This window comes from Streptomyces sp. NBC_01003, assembly GCF_045162695.1.
GTDB lineage: Bacteria > Actinomycetota > Actinomycetes > Streptomycetales > Streptomycetaceae > Streptomyces.
The window spans coordinates 2,816,965-2,835,021 of sequence record NZ_CP108707.1 but is presented as its reverse complement, the minus strand read 5'-3'; the positions used below and the strand labels follow the sequence as shown (position 1 = coordinate 2,835,021).

Sequence of the window (18,057 nt, the reverse complement as noted above, 5' to 3'; positions counted from 1 at the left end):
CTGTCACGAAAGTGGCACGAGCGCGGTCCTAAGTGGTTTGAAGGGCTGACTTCACCCATCACCCACGCACATCTCGTGCCGTCCGGCACTGGAACACGTCCGTTTCGACAGCCGGTCTCTCACCTACCCCCACTGTGACAGGAAGGCTGCCATGAGTGATCCGTCCCGGCCCACTGAGTTCTCTGCGACGAGTGAGCTGGACCAGCTACCCGACCGGGACACCGAGGAGACCTCCGAATGGCAGGCATCACTCGACGCTGTCGTGCGGAACTCAGGGCCGGATCGGGCGGTGTACCTGCTGCGACGCGTGCACGAGTACGCGGCCAGGTCCGGGATCGCTCTGCCCGAGCTCTTGTCCTCGGACTACATCAACACGATCCCGGCGTCGGCGCAGCCCGTCTTTCCTGGTGACGTCGCCATGGAGGCCAGGATCACCGCCCTGAACCGCTGGAATGCGGCAGCGATGGTGACACGCGGCTCCCGTCTGGGGCTCGGCGGCCACATAGCCACCTACGCTTCGGCGGCATGGCTCTATGAGGTCGGGTTCAATCATTTCTTCAAGGGCAAGGACGGGCACGGCTCCGGCGATCAGCTGTTCGTGCAGGGGCATGCCTCGCCCGGCATCTATGCCCGCGTCTTCCTGGAAGGGCGCCTCGGCGAGAAGCAGTTGGACAATTTCCGACGCGAGGCCGACGGCCAAGGATTGCCGTCCTACCCCCACCCCCGCCGGCTGCCGTGGCTGTGGGAGTTTCGGACCGTTTCCATGGGGCTCGGTCCGCTCGCCGCCATCTACCAGGGTCGGTTCAACCGATACCTGCAGGCCCGGGGCATCAAGGACACAACCGGGTCCCGCGTATGGGCCTTCCTCGGCGACGGAGAAATGGACGAACCCGAAGCGACGGCCGCCCTGGCGCTCGCCGCCCGCGAGGGTCTCGACAACCTCACCCAACTGGATGCGGCAGGTGCCTGACCAGATCAGCCAGTGGGTCGAGCAGGACTACACGTCGCTGGGAACGGACGGCTTCGGACTGTCGGACACCCGTGATGCCGTACGCCGCTATTTCCATGTGGACGCCGAGTCGATCGTTGTTGCCGCCCTGGACCAGTTGGCGCGGGCCGGCGCAATCGCCCCGGAGACGGTTGTCCAAGCGCGCGATCGCTACGGCCGGCAGGGGTGAGCACCTCGTCGAGGGTGTGGCGCTTTGGAAGTGAACCTGCGGACTGCAGGGCGTGGAAAGACAAAGGGCGCCCGGGGCGCCCTGCGATTGCATGAGGAGTAACCGAAGTAATGGCGGATTCCGTAACCGTACCCGCCCTTGGTGAGAGCGTCACTGAGGGCACGGTCACCCGCTGGCTGAAGCAGGTCGGCGAGACAGCACAAGTTGAGGTGCCTCTCTTTGAGGCCTCCACCGGGAAGGTCGAGCGCGAGCGGCGATGGTGGGTTGGCGCCGGCCGTTCGTGGTGGGGCAGCGCCGGGGCCAACAACGACTCTGAGCACCTCGCGGTGGTGGTCTGATGCACCGCCAGAAAAGTCGGCAACCGGTCAGTACGAGTTCTGCAAAACGTAGGGGAAGCTGCTCGAACTTGCGACACGTTGTAAGGAGCACTGCTCTTGACCTGTATGGATGCAGGAAGGGGGCTTATTTGTGGGAGCGCACCGATGGTGCGTACGGTCCAGTACTTGGATGTTTGCGCAAACGCTCGGTTGCTTGCCGGTATCTGCCGGTTCCGCTGCCATGCCCGGTTCACTGGCGGGCGATGGCGGGAATCAGCCGCAGGCGCGGACCTGGCGAGGGCAGCTGCCGTGGCCATGCCAGCGGTCGGCGGAACAGGCTGACGACGGGGGCGCCGACGGGCGTTGGTGGCGTCAGCGTGTGTCGTACCGGTAGATGCGGTGTGCCTGCTCGACCGAGAGAGACATGATGTCCCCGACGATTCGCAGGGCCGTGATCCCCGCCGCCGGACTCGGCTCCCGCCTGCTGCCGCTGACCAAGGCCACACCGAAGGAGATGCTCCCGGTCGGCGACAAACCGGTTATCGAGCACACCGTGCGCGAGTTGGTGGACTCCGGCATCACCGATATCACCATCGTCGTCTCCGGAGGGAAGAGCCTTATCCAGGACCACTTCCGCCCCAACCCCGCCCTCGTGGAACAGCTCCGCAAAGACGGCAAGACGGCCCAGGCCGACGCGGTGGAGGAGGTCGCGGAGCTGGGCCGCCAGGGCCACATCACTTACCTCGACCAGTACGGCCCCTACGGCAACGGCACTCCGGTGCTGAACGCTGCCCGTGCCTTCGGCGACGAACCGGTGCTGGTGCTGTGGCCCGACGACGTCTTCGTGGCCGAGGTCCCCCGTGCCCAGCAGCTGATCCGCGCGTATGAGCAGACCGGCTGCCCGGTGCTGGCTCTCATACCTATGGACCCCGTAGACTCCCAGCGCTATGGCGTGCCCGTCGTCAAAGAGGACCTCGGAGACGGCCGACTGCGCATCACCGGCCTGGTCGAAAAGCCCGAGCCCGCTGCAGCCCCGTCGTCGTATGCGGCTATCGGCGGTTACGTCGTCACCCCGGGCATCATCGACGAACTGCGCGAGCAGACCCGCCGCTGGTACGAGCACAGGACCGGTGAGGTCTACCTGACCCACGCCATCAACGCCTACGCCTCCACCCGCGCCGCGTACGGGCAGGTCATCAGCGGCCGCTGGTACGACACCGGCAACCCCGCCGACTACCTCGTCGCCCAGATGGCCTCCGCCCTCGCGCACCCCGAGTACGGCCCTGTCCTGCGCGGCCTGGTCACCGGACTGGATGGCGACTGTGCTGTCCCCATTGCAGGCGGAAGCTAACACCTGACCTGCTGCTTTCCCTCCTGGGTCGCCTGCGCAGCGAGCGGCCCAGGACAGGGAGCAGCGGCCGCGTGTCGGGTGTCGGCCGGCGTCGTGCGGGGTTCCGGCTGAGGCGTTCCCGGGCGGTCGGTGTCGCCGTGGGATGCGCGGGAACTGGCCTTGCGGGCATCAGCCTCGGCCCAAATAAGCTGGTGCCCGGGTCAGGCGCCATGTTCCTGGCCGGGGGATGGACCAGGCGACGAAGGCCCGGAGCGGCCGTGCGTCAGCGCCTCATTCACCTTCGACACCGGGCCGAAGTCCTTGGCGGCCAGGGCCTGGTTGCGCGCACAAAGCGCTTGCCATCAGCCGTCATCGTCATGGCGACGGGCGTGCGCGTGACGCCGCATCGGCAAAGCGGCGCCGGACCCCGGCAAGGCCGGGAGAAACTCCCCGGAAGCCGGCGCACTGGTCTTCGTGCCGCGGGCTTCCCCGGTGACCCAGTGGCCGCACATGACTGCTGTAAGCCCGCAGAGGCTCCACAGAGCGAGGACGGCAAGGTGGCCGGCACCCGCGTTGCCGTCGAAGTACGTGGTATCGCGAAGCAGGCTGGCTCCTGCGCCGGGGGGCAGCCACTGGCCGACGTAGTCCACGCCCTTGGGGAGCATCTCCGGAGCGGAGGTGGCGCCGGAGAAGGCGTTCCCGACGAAGACCATGAGCCCGGCGCTGAGCCCAAGGCCCCCCGGCCCGAGGAGTCGGATCACGCCGGCAGCGGTGGCGCTGACGGAGAGCAGGTCGAGCGACAGGATCGCCCACGTGGCCACGTGATTGTGGGGCAGCGCCCCGAGGAAACCCTGGGCCACGAGATAAATACCAAGGGCCGCGACGGCGCATGCGACGAGAAGTGTCAGCACTCGGTGCCGCGGGCGGGCCAGGCCGCGAGCCATCGTGACAAATGCCCCGATCAGGATGCCGCAGATAGTGAGCGGGAAGACTGATGAGCTGAACACTGCACCCCGGGGGTCCTCCGTGGCGACGGGCACCACGTCGACCGCCTTCACGAGGATTTTCACCGAGGAGTCAGCACCGGCGACTCCCTGCTGGGCGGCCTTCTGCTGGGCAGCGCCCTGCTGGGCGGCTGCCTGCTTGTGGGCCTTCGCTGGGGAATGTGCCCCAGCGGCCTTCTGCTGGGTGATCTGCTGAGTGGCCTTGTCGGCCAGCTGTTGTCCGATATCGGTCAGGAGCTGGGCCACGGAGGGGCTGGCGGCGGTGGCCTTCAGCACGGTGATGCTGTGGCCGGAGATGGCGAAGGCGCCGTAGACATCCCGGTTCTTGATCGCCGACCGCGCGGCCTGCGTGTCGGCATAGAGGTGGAAGTCGAACGCGCCGGGCTTCGCACGGGTCAGTCCCTCCACCGCGTGCTGGCTGGCCGGCCCGGTGCCCACGATCCCGACCGGGACGTCGCGCGGCGAGGTCCGCCCCGCCGGCCAGGCGAACGCCATCACCGCCAGTGTGATCGCTATGGGCAGCGCCACGGCGGCAACGGCTACTTCCCGCCATGCCTGGTGTCCTGACAAGGGGTTCCTCACAGCCCGCCCTTTCATGAAAAAGAACGATCGTTTTTTTGGGTTCTCAGTTTGACCTGCCGCTCGGGAAACGTCAACACGAATATTCGTTTTCTTTGCTACGCTGGCCTCATGCCCAAGGTCACCCAGCAGCACATGGACGCCCGCCGCGAGCAGATCCTGGACGCGGCGCGCCGTTGTTTCCTCCGTGACGGTTTCCACTCCACGTCCATGCAGGACCTGTTCGCCGAGGCGCAGATGTCCGCGGGCGCGGTGTACCGGCACTTCACCAGCAAGGACGAGATGATCCTCGCGATCGCCGAGGAGAACATGCGCGATGTCCTCGACATCACGCTCGCCGTCGCCACGAACCGGCAGGGCCAATCCATAGGGGCGGTCATGGCGGAGCTGCTCGACGTGATTCGGGCCAAGTCCGTTGAGGAAGACGTGGCCGGCCTCGCGGTTCTGGTCTGGGGAGAGGGCATGCGCAACCGCTCGCTGGCGCGCAAGCTCGACCATCTCATGGGCCGTATACGCGCCAATCTGGTCACCTTGGTCCGCGACCACCAGGAACACGGTGGTTTGCCCACGAATGTGACGGCTGAGGCGATCGCTTCAACGATGCTCTCCGTCCTCCCCGGCTACATCCTCCAAGTGGCTCTGCTCGATCCGGCTGTGGTGGCCGAGGTGCCTGACGCGGTGCGGGCGTTGTGGCCGGGGCCGGCCGGTGAGCGCTGAGCGGTCTCGCCACTTATTACAGGGCGGCACGTGCTGGTCACAGGTGGGACATCCGCGGGCCAAGGTGAAACGAGGTCGTGCGGAAGGGGTGCCGCTCCGGGCAGAGGCACCCCTTCTGATCTGCAAGTATCTGGCTGTGCGGGGATGTGAAGCCACGGTGACTCGCGCAGACGGTTTTTAAGACCGCCCGCAGGTAGCCGCCGACCTGGGACTTTCGTTTGGATCACCGGGCGGACCAGCGGAAGATGCCCGCGATGTGAAGTCCGGCCAGGTAGATGTCGCGGTCTTCTCGTAGCGGGTCGCGATCCCTCGCCACTGTGTCGAGCGGTTGATGCACCGCTCGACCATGGTCGGCCGGTTCGCTGACCGGGGCTCCTTTTTGCGGACTCCGCCCGCGTGCTGGTGAGTGTCTCGGCGTCGCTCGAATCCTGACCCTCTGACGGGCGCGGGATGACGGTCCTCAAGGAGCGAGTACGGGAACTACGGCCCGCTTACGTTCCCGTCGATCCGGTTTCCCGCACGACCTATCAGCCGGGTGAACTGGCCCAGTGCGACCTGTGGTTTCCCGAGGCGGACATCCCGCTCGGCTACGGGCAGACCGGCCGGCCGCCGGTGCTGGTAATGGTGTCCGGCTACTCGCGGGTGATCGCCGCACGGATGCTGCCCTCCCGCACAACCGGCGACCTGATCGACGGTCACTGGCGGCTGCTGTCCGCCTGGGGAGCGGTGCCCAAAACGCTCGAGTGAGGCCAGCGGCTCCACTGCGAGGACATAGCGCAGTATGGCAAGGCCGACCAGTTGTGCAGAGACCAGAGACATGAACGCCGGTGTCCGCTCGGTCTCTTCGGGGGCGATTCGGCCCAAGCATGACGCGAAGGTCGCCTCGATCTCGTTGCGGAACGCCTTGGCGGTCGCCTCGTCCGACAGGCTTGCCCGGTAGACGGCGACCAGCGCGGGGCGGGTCGACTCGTCCTCCCAATAGGAGAGGAACATCCGGGTGATCCACTTCCCGCGGTTCTTCACCAGGTCCTCTCTCCTCCTCCGTGCCCTCCGTCAGGGATTCGAAAAGGGCGGATATGCCGACCCGGCAGGAAACGGCCTCCCGGAAGAGACCGTCCTTGTTGCCGAAGAAGTGGTGGATCAGCGCAGGATCCACTTCCGCCCGCTGGGCGATTTCGCGCATCGTTGTGCTCGCATAGCCCTTGGCAGCGAAGAGATCGAGGGCGGCCGTGAGGATCTGGGCCCTGGTGCTGCTCTGTCCCGGGCGACGGCCGGCGCCCCGCCGCCCGCGGGCGATCTTCATGGCAACAGGTCGTCGACATCTGTCGCCACGGTCGCGCCGTAGCGGGCACGGATGATGGCGATCACGGTGTCGGTGGTGCGGTCCAGGTAGCTGCGGCCATCGGGCAGCTGCGCCTCCGGGCTGATGTAGCTGCGCGGCCCGACGTGGTTGGCCGGGTCGAGCCGATGTGCGGTGATCTTCCCGGCGCGAAGGGCCCGATTCCATTGGCTACGGCGGAACAGCCGCCAGCGTTGAGGGAATATCCAGGTGCCGACCCGCTCGATCCGATCGTTCGCACTGGTGAGCTGATGCACGTGCTCGGCATGGGTGAGGTCGTTGGCACCGTTGTGGAATCCGCCGAGCATGATCAGTAGAAGCGGGGAGCGCAGCTGGGTGTGCAGTGCGTCGACCGCGCCTGCGGCGACCTGGGCGCCGCCGCTGTAGCTGAGCAGCACCACGGGGATACCGCTGTCGGGCTGGTAGCCGGCGAGCCGGAGTTGAGCGGCGATCTGGGAGCCGACGGCCCGGTCGTACAGAGGACGGTACCGGTGGTCGGCGGCGACGAAGGTCTGCATGACATTGTGCAGGAACAGCAGCAGACCGACGCGGCGGCCCACCCACGACCACACGGGCCGGTCAGCAAGCGGTTCTGCCAGTGGCGAGTAGGGCTGCACCTGACCCAGTACCCGCAGCTCCGGCGCTCCGGCGATCACGGCCCTGACCAGCTGGCCGCCGTCACGAGTGTCGCGGGAGCGGCGCTTCCCGATGCCGTCCAGGTAGACCAGGTAGGCATCTGGCGGACTATCAGGGGCCGCGCCCCGGGCATAGGGCACACCCTTCGGGAGCGCGGTGACAGGGCTCCGCCAGCCGGCGCTGTAGGCCAGCACCTCGTAGCGGGCCAGCAGAGCTTCAACGAGCAGAACCGGCCCGAGCACGCAGACCCAGAGCAGAAAATCGTTCATGCGATCGACTCCGGAGTCTTGGGCGCACTGATTCTCACGACCAGGCGCCGAACAGTCTCTACAGCAACCCCCAGGCCCACCCCGGCGACGGCCACACAACCGGCGGCGGACCACCAGCCCAGCCCGGTCGCCGCGGCGAGTGGACCGGCCAGATCGGCTCCGACCCCGACAAACAGCAGCAGGTGGAACAGGGGCCCGAGCAACGGGAACGCAAGGACGGCAGCGAGCACCAGCGGGGCGACCAGGCCGGGTGTCCACACCAACCCGCCGCCTGGCGGTGCTGGGGAATGCACCAGCTGGGCCAGGGTCTCCGCGGTCAGCGGCCACAGGGTGAACACAGCACCCTCCGCCAAGCCACCGGCCAGTAGCAGCCCGGACAAAGATGTCCGCGACATGCCGGGCCGGCACGCCACCATGGGCAGGATGCGCCCGGCGGCCTCCGACAGCCCGCCGAACAGCAACAGGACGACGACGACAGGTGACATCGCTCAGCCTCGCGGTGCCGGATCGACGGGAGCCGGTCGACTGACCGAGTCGGCGGCATCCAGGTATCGCTCGAGTTCGTCGGCGGCCCGCAGGTACCCCCCCGCCTCCAGCTGGGCGGCACGCAGAGTCGCTGCGGCTGCCTGGAACGAGGGGTCGTCCAGCAGGCGCCGGGCGAGGGCACGTACGGAGGCCTCGGTGACGTCCTGGGTACGGATGGACAGTCCGGCGCCGAGCTCGGCGACTTGTCGGGCCACCATCGGCTGGTCGGCACCCTGCGGGACCACCAGCATCGGGACCCCGGCGTACAGGGCCTCGTTGACACTGTTCATCCCGCCGTGAGTGACAAACAGCGCCGCGCGGGCCAGTACCTCCGGTTGCGGTACGAAGCGACGGGCGAGCACATTGGCCGGCAACGGCTCCAGAGCGGAGGGATCGGTCTGCCCGGTGGCGATGATCACGGTCCCGCCCAGCGGGGCGAGCGCGGTAGCGAAGGTGCGCAGCAGTTGCGGGGCGGCGTTGAACACGGTGCCCAGCGAGGCGTACAGGACTGGTTCCCGTAGCTGTTCGGCCGGAAACGACGGGTCGACGGGACGGGCCCCGACGCTTGGGCCGACGAACCGGTAGGACTGGTTGAATTCCTCGGCGGCAGGCTGGAACGCCCGCGAGGTGTAGACCAGATTGAGTGGCTGGCGGATGTTTATCAAGTCGACCAGTGGCAGTCCACGCGTGTCGTAGCGGCGATGCAGACTCCAGCGGGACCGAAGGTAGGCCTGGAGGCCGCTGGGCCGGGCCATCGCAGCGGCCAGCAGGTCCCACGAGCCGCGGGTGATGCTGTGGACGTGCCGGTTGTAGGCGAACGTGGTGAACGACGAAGCCGCAGGCACCTTGAGTTCGCGGGCGGCGATTGCGCCCCACAGGCAGTCGCTGTCGTGGACGATCAGGTCGGGTCGGACGCGGCGCAGATCGGTGAGCACAGCGGGCAGCAAGCGGACGGCGGCGAGCCCGAGCGTCTCTATGAACATGGCCGGCGTCGGTGGGTCGGGGAGCGGCTGGTCGCCCCCGGGGTACAGGTACACAGTCGCGCCGGTGGCCTCGATCTCCTCGTGGAACGCGGGTGGGGTGTGGTACGTCACGGTGTGGCCGCGCCGAACGAGTTCGGCCACAACCGGCAGCGTCGGGTTGACGTGCCCGTGCATGCCGATATTGAGGAACGCGATGGTACTCACAGGTCAACCCCTGATATCGAAGAAGTGGATGCCTCGCCCGGACTGGCGGATGTCAGCGGAGGGCCGTCGAGCCGGTACAGGCCCGGACCGCTGATGCGTAGCCCGTCGAGGAAGCGCCCCGCCGTGCGGGACGCGGTGCTGATCAGGCGCTGGGCCTGGCGGAAGTCCCACGGAGCGGGCCAGGCCTCGATGCCGGTCGGCAGCACGACGGTCGGGATGTGCTTGGACACCTCATGCAGGTCACGCTCGATCTGATGGTGCAACAACAGTGTCCCGGCCCTGGCGGCGATGGCACTGGCACGTCGGCGTGGGGTGGTGGGGCGCAACGGTGAGCTCTCCGGCCCGGTCGACAGCACCACCACGCTCGCCGCCCCGGCCTGCAGGGCCGCCAGTACCGGGACATAGGCGATCACCCCGCCATCGACGAGCACCCGCCCTCCACGATCCACCGGGGGGAGCATCCCGGGAATGGCTGCGCTGGCCAGCAGCGCGGACTCGAGGTCGCCGTGGTCGAGCAGCACCGAATTGCCGGTGACCAGGTCCATGGCCACTGCGGTGAAGGGGATCGACAGCTGCTCGATCCGCGACGGCAGCTCGGCCCGGGCGATCAGCCGACGCAGGCCGCGATCGGTGAAGACGCTGGCCCGTGAGAACAGGCGGTGGCCCAGCGGATAGACCTCACGGCGGTGCAAGTGGGTCCACACTTGGTCCAGCCACGGCGCGGCCCTGTCGGGGTGGGCGGCCGCGATGGCTCCGTTGAGAGCACCCACCGACGTTCCGATGATCATATCCGGGACGAATCCGCGCTGTTCCAGCGCGTACCCGATACCGACGTGCGCCGCTCCGAGTACTCCACCGGCGCCCACCACCACGGCCACGGGACGGGGAAGGCTGTGCAAGCCCGTCGACGGCGGATCCCCGGGCGGACGGCTCGATGAGGTTGGTCTTTGCGACAAGTAAACCCTCCGCCTTTCTCACGACGGCGTCGGATCGGATTGGGTTCCCCAGTTAGGACCGGGCGGCCACCCGGTCTGTGACACCGACCCCGTCGGCGAAGCGCCGGGCCATCGAGCGGATCTGCGGACGGCAACCGGAAATCGGGGTGTAGGCGCCAGGAGCAATCGGACTGTCAGAAAGAGGGCGCCGTCCGCGGCGATCGACCCAGGGCTCGTTCAGCCCAGATGGTCTTGCCCGCTGAGGTGTAGCGGGTGCCCCAGCGCTGAGTGAGCTCGGCGACGAGGAACAGTCCCCGGCCGCCCTCGTCGCTGACCTGGGCCCGGCGCAGGTGAGGGGCGGTGTTGCTGCTGTCGGAGACCTCGCAGATGAGGGAGCGCTCCTTGATCAGCCGCAGACGGATCGGTTCGGTGCCGTATCGGATCGCGTTGGTGACCAGTTCGCTGACCACCAGTTCCATGGTGAACGCGGCCTCCTCCAGCCCCCACGCGGTGAGCCGCTCGTCCACCAGCTTGCGTGTCTCCGCCACAGCGGCCGCGTCCGCGGGGACGTCCCACTCGGCGACGTGTTCCTTCCCGAGGACCCGGGTGCGGGCGACGAGCAGGGCGATGTCGTCGGTCCGCGTGTCGGAGTGCAAGGACTCCAGGACTGTGTCGCACAGTTCTTCCAGCGAGGGCACGGGCCGGGCCAGGGCGCGGCGCAACTCGTCGATCCGTTCATCGATGTCGTGGCCGCGGGTTTCGACGAGTCCGTCGGTGAACAATGCCAGCAGGCTGCCCTCGGGAATGTTCACCTCCGTCGCCTCGAACGGCAGGCTGCCCAGCCCGAGCGGGGGCCCGGCGGGCACGTCGAGGACCTGTGTGGTGCCGTCCGGGCGCACCAGAACCGGGGGCGGGTGACCTGCCCGGGCCAGCGCACAGGTACCGGACACCGGGTCGTAGACGGCGTACAGACAGCTGGCGCCGATGTCGCCGGGGATCGCATCGTAACCGGCGACACCGCCATCGGCTTCGTCGCCCGTCTCTTCCACCGGGTGGGTCACCATGTCGTCGAGGTGGGTGAGGAGCTCGTCGGGCTGCAGGTCGATGTCCGCGAGGGTACGTACCGCCGTCCGTAGCCGGCCCATGGTGACCGAGGCGCCGATGCCGTGGCCGACGACGTCCCCGACGACCAGGCCGACACGAGTGCCGGGCAAGGGGATCACGTCGAACCAGTCCCCACCCGCCTCGGCGGCGCGGTCGGCAGGCAGGTAACGGGCAGCGGTCTCCGCGCCCGGATGCGTGATCGGGCCACGCGGCAGCAGGGTGCTCTGCAGCAACAGCGCGATGCCGCGTTCGCGGGTGAACCGGCGGGCGTTGTCCAGGCAGATCGCGGCACGAGCGACCAAGTCCTCGGCGACGGTCAGATCGTCGGCGGCGAAAGACTCACGGGAGGTGCCATGGCGGAGGAAAGCGGCGGCTCCGAGAGTAGTGCCGCGGGCTCGGATCGGCACCGTGATCAGCGAGTGCGCTCCACAGGCGTGCAGCTCTGCCGCCGTCGTGGGCTCGTCGGCGAACCACCGGGTCACCTTTGGATCGGTGAAGTCGTGCAGTTCCGCTCTCCCGGTCGCCACACAACGGCTGACCGGTGAGGAAGCCGGGTGCCACCGGGTCTCGCCCGGGGCAGGACGCGCCCCTGCCGCGAAGAACTCCGGCCGTTGTGCGGCCCGGCGCAGCAGAACGGGGCCGGAGAGAACAGCCGCAGGCAGCTCACCGCCGAAGACCGCCTCGAACAGGTCGACGCTGACGACGTCCGCGAAACGGGGCACGAGGAGCTCAGCGAGCTCCTCAGCCGTCCCCTCCAGTTCCAGGCTGGCCCCGATGCGGGTGCGGGCCTCGCCAAGCAGGGACAGCCGCTCCCGTGACTCGTACTGCTCGGAATAGTCGTACGCTGTCATCGCCACCGCGCGTACCCGGCCCACAGAGTCCTTGAGCGGGAAGTAATCCACGGTCCAGGCGTGCGCTTTCGGTTCGCCGGGGACCTTGAGGAAAGCCTCTCTCTGCGCCGGGTCGCCCGTCGAGGCCACCTGCCGGATCCATCGGTCGTTCTCGATCAGCGGGGCATCCGGGATCAGGTCGCTGATGCGCCGGTCGCGGAGTTCGTCCTCGCGCAAACCGGTTGCCCGGGCCATCGTCCGGTTCTGCTTCAGGCTCCGGGCTTCGCAGTCGAATATCCCGAGGTGAGATGGATGTTGCTCGAACACCCACCGCATCAACGCCTCGTCTCCGGGGTCCTGTGCACTCGACCGAGCCTCTGCAGACACCCGAGGCTGTGCGGTCAGCAGAAACCCGCCCGGCCGTTCAGACGCCCCCAAAGGCGACACACAGACCTGCGCCTCGACAGAGCGGCCGTCACGGTGCAACAGCGCCGCCCCGTCGGTGGTGAAGAGACTGGTGAGGGACTTGCCGATGACTTCTTCGGGCGCGTAACCCCACAGCAGCTGTGCAGCGTTGGTCCAAAGGATTATCCGGCCAGAAGGGTCGGAGACGGCGATGGCCGCGGCTGCGTCGACGCGGATTCGTGCCGATCCTGGAGGCAGCGGACCGAACCATGCGGGGGAGTGCGTCATGGTGCCTACCTGGTGTGCCGTGCCGGATGACCGCCGGATTGCCTTTGCCATCGGCTCTATCCACGATCGTTCCACGGCTGACCGCCGTCAAGACGAGCGTTCGGCATCCCGGCGCGAGCTCGCACCGACGTTGCGTGGGTGCAGCGGAGGCGGGCATACCATATTTTGTTTCAAACGATACCGTATCGGATGAATGGGTGGCTGGTAACCTGGAGTTGTGATTGCCGACGCTCCTCACCCCTCCGCCGCCTCGCGTGCGACTGACCGTCCGGGGGACACCTCGCCTTTCGCTCTCGGCCTGCTGCTGCGCCGGGCGCACTGGCGTGCGGCCGCGGTCATGACGGAGGCGCTCCGCCCGCTCGGCGTCGAGTTGCGGCATTTCGCGGTGCTGCTGGTGCTGGTCGACTGCGGGCCCACGGTGCAGCGGGACCTGGCGGCGGCGACGGGGTCGGACAAGGCGGGAATCATGCGGGTCGTGGACGACCTGGAACGCATGGGACTGGCCGTACGCAAGACGGTTCCGGGGGACCGGCGGGTGCGGGCGGTGGAGATCACGCCTCGGGGTGTCGAGCTTTTCGATGCGGCGCATGTGGCGGCGGAGCCGCTGGCCGAGCGTCTGGTCGCCGAACTGGGACCCGGTGGGTCCGAGCAGTTGACGGGTCTGCTGACCCGGCTCGCACATCCCGCAGCGGGCGAGGCGTAAGCGCTCCCGCGCGGCGGCTGTCCGAGGCATGGACAGGTTCCATGTGTTCCATGTCGTACGGGCTTGCACGGCGCCCCCGCCTTGACGGCTGCGGCCATCGCCACCACACACCGGCCCGGCTGCAGGTAGGACTTCGCCGCCATCGTCCAGAGGCGCGGCCGGCTGGCGGCTCCAAAATCTGGACCAACCCACTGTCGATCAAGGGCTGATCGCCACCGTCTCAGGCGGGGCGCAGGCAACACAGACACCGTGTGACGTCCTGTGCCGAGGCGTCCCACGGTGTCCAAGTGTCGGGTGGTTACGCGGCGAGGAGTTCCGCGAGTTCCTTGGCCTTGGCGGCCGCGTCCTCCAAGGCACGCTTGCGGGAGGTCTCGTAGAGCGGGATGAGTTCTGTCATGGCCGGGTTGCGGGGGGCCATGGTGAGTTCCGGGACGATGAAGTGGAGGTCCAGGCCGAGGGTGTTCTTGAGGACGGCTTCCAGGTAGTTCTGTACGAAGTCGTAGCCCTCGCGCGGCGTGCCGGGCGCGTAGGAGCCGCCGCGGCTGGCGACGACCACGGTCGGGGTGCCCTGGGCGGAGGGTGTCTCGCCCGCAGTGCGGCCGAGGAGGAGCATGCTGTCCAGCCATGCCTTGAGGGTCGAGGGGATCGAGAAGTTGTACATGGGGGCGCCTATCAGGACGGCGTCCGCCTGCTCCAGTTCCTCGATGAGCTCCACCCGTGCGGCGAACGCGGCGGACTGCTCCGGAGTGCGCTCGGACGGGGCGGTGTAGCCGGCGGACCAGGCGGCTGCGGTGATGTGCGGTACAGGGGTGGCGGCGAGGTCGCGGTAGATCACCGTGCCCTCCGGGTGCTGTTCCTCCCACGTCTTGCGGAAGGCGGCCGTGACCGAACGGGACGAGGATGCCTCGCCGGGGAACACGGACGAGTCGATGTGCAGCAGCGTGGCCATGGGTTTCCTTCCAAGAGGAGATCAGTGCTCAACCACAGTCAAACACGTGACGGTATCGAATGAGACTATAGCGAGTGTAACGACAGCCTGATCGGGCGGGACAGGCGATCACGGGCCTCTTTGGGGTCGTGCAGGGTCCGCCCATGGGAACGGCGCAGCCAGATGGTGCGCGTACCGGGTCAGCAGCCCTCTGACGACCTCGGATCCGGAACAACGAGCACAGTCAGGCCCTCTCTCGACGGTCGAGTCACACCCACACCTCATGCCAACATCACGCTTGGCGACGACAGCGTTCGCCTGCCTTCGTGGCCTCACACCGCTGCCTTGAGTGAGGACCGGATGCCCTCAAGTTCTGTGACGAAATTGGCTCCGTCGCTCCATCGTGCACAGCCGTGTCACACCGTGCTGACCCGTCTGGTCTATCTGGTGTCGCACAACGAACAGAGGGACCGATGCGTGAGATTCTGATTGTCGGTGGAGGCTACGCGGGCTTCTACACCGCTTGGCGCCTTGAGAAGAAGCTGCATAGGGGCGAGGCGCGGGTCACGGTTGTCGACCCGCGTCCTTACATGACGTACCAACCCTTCCTGCCGGAGGTGACGGCTGGATCGGTCGAGGCACGTCACGCTGCCGTATCGTTGCGACGACACCTGCGCAGCACCCGGCTGATCGCCGGGAGCGTGACCGAGATCCGCCACGCAGACCGGACGGTGTCCGTGCGCTCTGCGAGCGGAGCAGACTACGAACTTCAATACGACACCCTTGTGGTCACTGCCGGCGCCGTGACCCGCACCTTCCCTGTACCCGGGCTGGCGGAGCAGGCGATAGGCCTGAAGCATGTGGAGGAGGCGGTGGCCATTCGAGATCGGCTGATGACGGCGTTCGATCAGGCGGCGTCACTACCGCCTGGCGCCGAGCGGCAAAGGCTGCTCACCGTCACGTTCGTGGGTGGCGGGTTCTCCGGCGTCGAAGGCTTCGGTGAACTGCTGTCGCTGGCGACTGCGATGGTCAAGTTCTACCCGGAGCTACGCTTCGACGAGGTGTCGTTCCACCTGGTTGAGGCTCGAGGCCGAATCCTGCCCGAGGTGGGAGACAAGCCTGGTGCCTGGGTCGTGCGCTCTTTGGAACAGCGCGGCGCGCGAGTCCATCTGAACACGCAGCTGCTCTCTGCCGAAGACGGCCACGTTGTGCTGTCCAACGGTGAGGAATTCGATTCCGCGCTGATCGTCTGGGCCGCTGGGAACGCTTCGAATCCAATCGTGCACAACCACACGGATCTGCCCGTCGATGAGAGGGGCCTGATCGTGGTGAGGCCTGATCTGCGCGTGGGCACCGACAGCGAACCCGTGGCGGATGCGTGGGCGGCCGGAGACGATGCGGCCGTTCCGGACCTCGCTTCTCCCGTACCGGGCGCGCGTACGGTGCCGAACGCCCAGCATGCCGTGCGGCAGGGCAAGCGCCTTGCACAGAACATCGCAGCAAGCCTCCGGGGTGGCAAGATCCGAAACTATCGCCACAGCAGTCTGGGAGTGGTGGCGACGTTGGGTCTCGGACAAGGCGTCTTCCAGTACAAGAGCATCGTTGTCAAGGGACTTCCCGCCTGGCTTATGCACCGGGGCTATCACGTCCTTGCTGTGCCCAGCTGGGAGCGCAAGGTCCGCGTTCTCGCCGTCTGGCTCACCGCCGCACTGTGGGGCAGGGATCTCGTCTCCCTTGCCTCCGTTCAGCATCCACGGGACGCGTTCGTCACGAACGGCAATCCGAACCGGCAATGAGAGCCGGGCGGGCGACGGCTCAGTCGCATGAGCATGCCGGAAAGACCCAAGGACCACTTGTCCGGCCGAGGTTGTTTGGTTCGAGGTTCAGGTGTCGCGCCAGTTCGGAGTGGCTTCGCGGGTGGGTTGCCTAGTCTCGGGCGAGTCGGCGGTGGTGCATGAGCCGGCCGAGGTCCGCTCGACAACCCAACGCCGGGGAATCACCTTGAAGCCTCTGACGCCGGGGACGCGTTGGACGACTTCAACGTCGATACCGTGGCAAGCGCTGTGGTCGATGGCTCTGGTGCGATAGCGGGTGTCGGCTCACGCCTTGGTGACACGAGGGTTCGCGTCGGCGATGCCCGAAAGCAGGTGGATGCCACCGGAGTTGTCCGAGACGCTCGCCGTGGTCATCCAGCCGCCAGCAGGAGGCCGGGGGTGCCGACGCCGATGTGCCGGCTTTCGGCCCGTGATTTCTTGCCGGCGTCGATGCCCTGGTCGGCCGCGGGTACGTTGGCGGAGGTCTTTACGCTCTGAGCCTCCAGCACGCAGGCACTCCGCTCGGCCTCCCGACCTTCGGACTGCCGGACCAGACGCCTCAACGGGCCGTTGAGCTGATCGAAGACGCTCTCGCTTCTTTCAGGCCTCTCCTCGGCGTTCGTGAGACTGCGGCCCGGGCCAGTTCCGGCTCGATACGTTCGGTCGCGCACCCCTCACCGACATCGGGGTCTACCGCCTTCTGTTCCCCGACCGCAGTCCTTACTTCGGTGCCGGACTTCGACGTCATGACCTCCTTCCCGATGTTGATGCCTGCACCACGCCTACTCACTACGGCGACTGGCTTGTCAACCGTCTCACTCCTGGCTCCCGGAATCATCACAACTAGCCTTTCCCTCACTGGAGGACACCATGGACCCGAGCAAGGAGGCTGAACGCGGCCTCACCGACATCGAAACATACCTCTACCGGGAGGCTCATCTGCATGCAGCACGTCAGCGTGTGGCAGCCTTCACCACGCGGGCCACAGGTCTGACCCTGGAGCAGAAGACCAATATCGAGCTGTGGTATCTCGACGAGCAGAAGTACGTAGCTCGTATGGTCACCGAGCACATCTCGGACCGCATCAGCCTGGAGCAAGAGCAACACCAAGTGCGCTTCAGGCACTGGCTGCGCGGAACGGCGACCGCGATGGCTCTGATCACCGCCACGATGCTATGTGTCGCTGTGACCCTGGGGACGTTGCACTGAACCATCGGTATTCGCTTCGCCCATGTCTGACCCGGTCCCAGACGGCCGACGACGGAAAAGCCACACGGCACAGAGCTGATGTAGGGGTCTGCGAGCAAGGCGCTCGCGTCTACATCATCCGTCCCTCCGGTGACCGGGGCTCATCAGTTTCGAGCATCCGGAAATCCAGACAACGGTGCGCACAGCGTGTTTCTCGGTGCTGGGCCTCTCGTTGCGATGTCCGGCTGAACACCCGCAGGGTCGGCGGGAAGGGGCGGGCTGAGTGGTCGCCGGAAGAGGCCCGGAGTCTGACGCGGAGTTCCTGCAGCCTGCCGTAGGTACGTCGCCGGTCTGGTGAAGGTGCCGGCCGGAGAGCTTGCGAAGTACGACCTGGCGGTCGTTGAGCGTCACCGAAAGCAGATCCGCGAGACCTGCGGTTCCGGCCGGCGGTCCTGGAGGACGAGGAACAGTTGACCGCGTCGCTCCGCGTAGGTGCGCCCGGTCGAGCTGGTGGAGGACCGGCAGCACGAGACACTGCTGGTCGAGTGCCGGCTGCGGAGCATCGAGCTCCCCCGGGCCGCCCCGGATCGAGAAGGTGCTGGTCGCGGCCCGCAGCCGGTGTGAGCGGGCGTTTCGCGCGCGGCCCATCGAGTGCCTGAGCGGGTCCGGGGTGGCACGGCTGCCGACGCTGGTCGCGGAGGGCAATGAGGACGGCGCCGCGCTGCTGGCCCTGCTAGGGGCATGACCCGGATACGGTCGGCCTGGGCTCACTGCTGACGGG

Annotated in this window: 13 protein-coding genes and 6 pseudogenes; 9 read left to right on the top strand and 10 right to left on the bottom strand. The window is 67.3% G+C overall.

The window, feature by feature from the left end; translation table 11 throughout:
* Positions 1-151: 151 nt before the first annotated feature.
* The 4 genes and pseudogenes from OG698_RS13125 to OG698_RS13110 all read left to right on the top strand — a co-directional run.
* Positions 152-946 (top strand): annotated as a pseudogene (locus tag OG698_RS13125) (pyruvate dehydrogenase (acetyl-transferring), homodimeric type); the annotation flags it as partial.
* Positions 947-962: 16 nt separating this feature from the next.
* Positions 963-1,178 carry a hypothetical protein gene (locus OG698_RS13120; protein ID WP_406103222.1) on the top strand — a complete coding sequence of 72 codons (216 nt, stop codon included), beginning with the start codon at positions 963-965 and terminating at the stop codon, positions 1,176-1,178.
* A 110-nt stretch (positions 1,179-1,288) separates the two neighbouring features.
* Positions 1,289-1,429: pseudogene (locus OG698_RS13115) on the top strand (biotin/lipoyl-containing protein); the annotation flags it as partial.
* Between the two features lie 493 nt (positions 1,430-1,922).
* A complete protein-coding gene (locus OG698_RS13110; protein WP_406111024.1) occupies positions 1,923-2,846 on the top strand; it encodes a UTP--glucose-1-phosphate uridylyltransferase in 924 nt (307 codons plus the stop codon).
* A 341-nt stretch (positions 2,847-3,187) separates the two neighbouring features.
* On the opposite strand, the gene OG698_RS13105 is transcribed toward OG698_RS13110, so the two are convergent.
* Complete coding sequence (locus OG698_RS13105) at positions 3,188-4,357, bottom strand: ABC transporter permease (RefSeq protein ID WP_398379780.1); 1,170 nt, start codon at positions 4,355-4,357, stop codon at positions 3,188-3,190.
* 162 nt (positions 4,358-4,519) lie between these two features.
* Here OG698_RS13105 and OG698_RS13100 point away from each other — a divergent pair, with 162 nt between their 5' ends.
* Together OG698_RS13100 and OG698_RS13095 are read left to right on the top strand one after the other, a co-directional pair.
* Positions 4,520-5,125 (top strand): TetR/AcrR family transcriptional regulator, encoded by a 606-nt coding sequence (locus tag OG698_RS13100; protein ID WP_398379782.1) that lies wholly within the window; start codon positions 4,520-4,522, stop codon positions 5,123-5,125.
* Between the two features lie 444 nt (positions 5,126-5,569).
* A pseudogene (locus tag OG698_RS13095) lies at positions 5,570-5,866 on the top strand (IS21 family transposase); the annotation flags it as partial.
* Positions 5,867-5,923: 57 nt separating this feature from the next.
* Here OG698_RS13095 and OG698_RS13090 read toward each other — a convergent pair.
* From OG698_RS13090 to OG698_RS13060, 7 genes and pseudogenes are all read right to left on the bottom strand, one after another.
* Positions 5,924-6,118, bottom strand: a pseudogene (locus OG698_RS13090) (hypothetical protein); the annotation flags it as partial.
* 115 nt (positions 6,119-6,233) lie between these two features.
* A pseudogene (locus OG698_RS13085) lies at positions 6,234-6,428 on the bottom strand (TetR/AcrR family transcriptional regulator); the annotation flags it as partial.
* Complete coding sequence (locus OG698_RS13080) at positions 6,425-7,369, bottom strand: hypothetical protein (protein ID WP_406103221.1); 945 nt, start codon at positions 7,367-7,369, stop codon at positions 6,425-6,427. The gene OG698_RS13080 and the pseudogene OG698_RS13085, both read right to left, overlap by 4 nt.
* Positions 7,366-7,854 carry a hypothetical protein gene (locus OG698_RS13075; RefSeq protein ID WP_406103220.1) on the bottom strand — a complete coding sequence of 163 codons (489 nt, stop codon included), beginning with the start codon at positions 7,852-7,854 and terminating at the stop codon, positions 7,366-7,368. Before OG698_RS13075 ends, OG698_RS13080 begins: the two co-directional genes overlap by 4 nt.
* Before the next feature lie 3 nt (positions 7,855-7,857).
* On the bottom strand, positions 7,858-9,081 hold the full coding sequence (locus OG698_RS13070) for a macrolide family glycosyltransferase (RefSeq protein WP_406103219.1): 1,224 nt from the start codon (positions 9,079-9,081) through the stop codon (positions 7,858-7,860).
* Complete coding sequence (locus OG698_RS13065) at positions 9,078-9,959, bottom strand: patatin-like phospholipase family protein (protein WP_398379792.1); 882 nt, start codon at positions 9,957-9,959, stop codon at positions 9,078-9,080. The genes OG698_RS13070 and OG698_RS13065 overlap by 4 nt, the downstream gene beginning before the upstream one ends.
* A 251-nt stretch (positions 9,960-10,210) precedes the next feature.
* Positions 10,211-12,643: a SpoIIE family protein phosphatase gene (locus OG698_RS13060; RefSeq protein ID WP_406103218.1), complete on the bottom strand. Its 2,433-nt coding sequence runs from the start codon at positions 12,641-12,643 to the stop codon at positions 10,211-10,213.
* A 217-nt stretch (positions 12,644-12,860) separates the two neighbouring features.
* On the opposite strand from OG698_RS13060, the gene OG698_RS13055 reads away from it, so the two are divergent.
* Positions 12,861-13,346: a MarR family winged helix-turn-helix transcriptional regulator gene (locus tag OG698_RS13055; RefSeq protein ID WP_406103217.1), complete on the top strand. Its 486-nt coding sequence runs from the start codon at positions 12,861-12,863 to the stop codon at positions 13,344-13,346.
* A gap of 298 nt (positions 13,347-13,644) precedes the next feature.
* Here OG698_RS13055 and OG698_RS13050 read toward each other — a convergent pair whose 3' ends face one another.
* A complete protein-coding gene (locus OG698_RS13050; RefSeq protein ID WP_406103216.1) occupies positions 13,645-14,295 on the bottom strand; it encodes an FMN-dependent NADH-azoreductase in 651 nt (216 codons plus the stop codon).
* Between the two features lie 452 nt (positions 14,296-14,747).
* Here OG698_RS13050 and OG698_RS13045 point away from each other — a divergent pair, with 452 nt between their 5' ends.
* Complete coding sequence (locus OG698_RS13045; RefSeq protein WP_406103215.1) at positions 14,748-16,070, top strand: NAD(P)/FAD-dependent oxidoreductase; 1,323 nt, start codon at positions 14,748-14,750, stop codon at positions 16,068-16,070.
* An 87-nt stretch (positions 16,071-16,157) separates the two neighbouring features.
* Here the strand turns inward: OG698_RS13045 and OG698_RS13040 are convergent.
* Positions 16,158-16,687: pseudogene (locus tag OG698_RS13040) on the bottom strand (transposase); the annotation flags it as partial.
* Between the two features lie 271 nt (positions 16,688-16,958).
* Between OG698_RS13040 and OG698_RS13035 the strand changes: the two are divergent.
* Positions 16,959-17,297, top strand: a complete 339-nt coding sequence (locus OG698_RS13035) for a hypothetical protein (protein WP_398379800.1) — start codon at positions 16,959-16,961, stop codon at positions 17,295-17,297.
* The last annotated feature ends 760 nt before the right edge of the window (positions 17,298-18,057 follow it).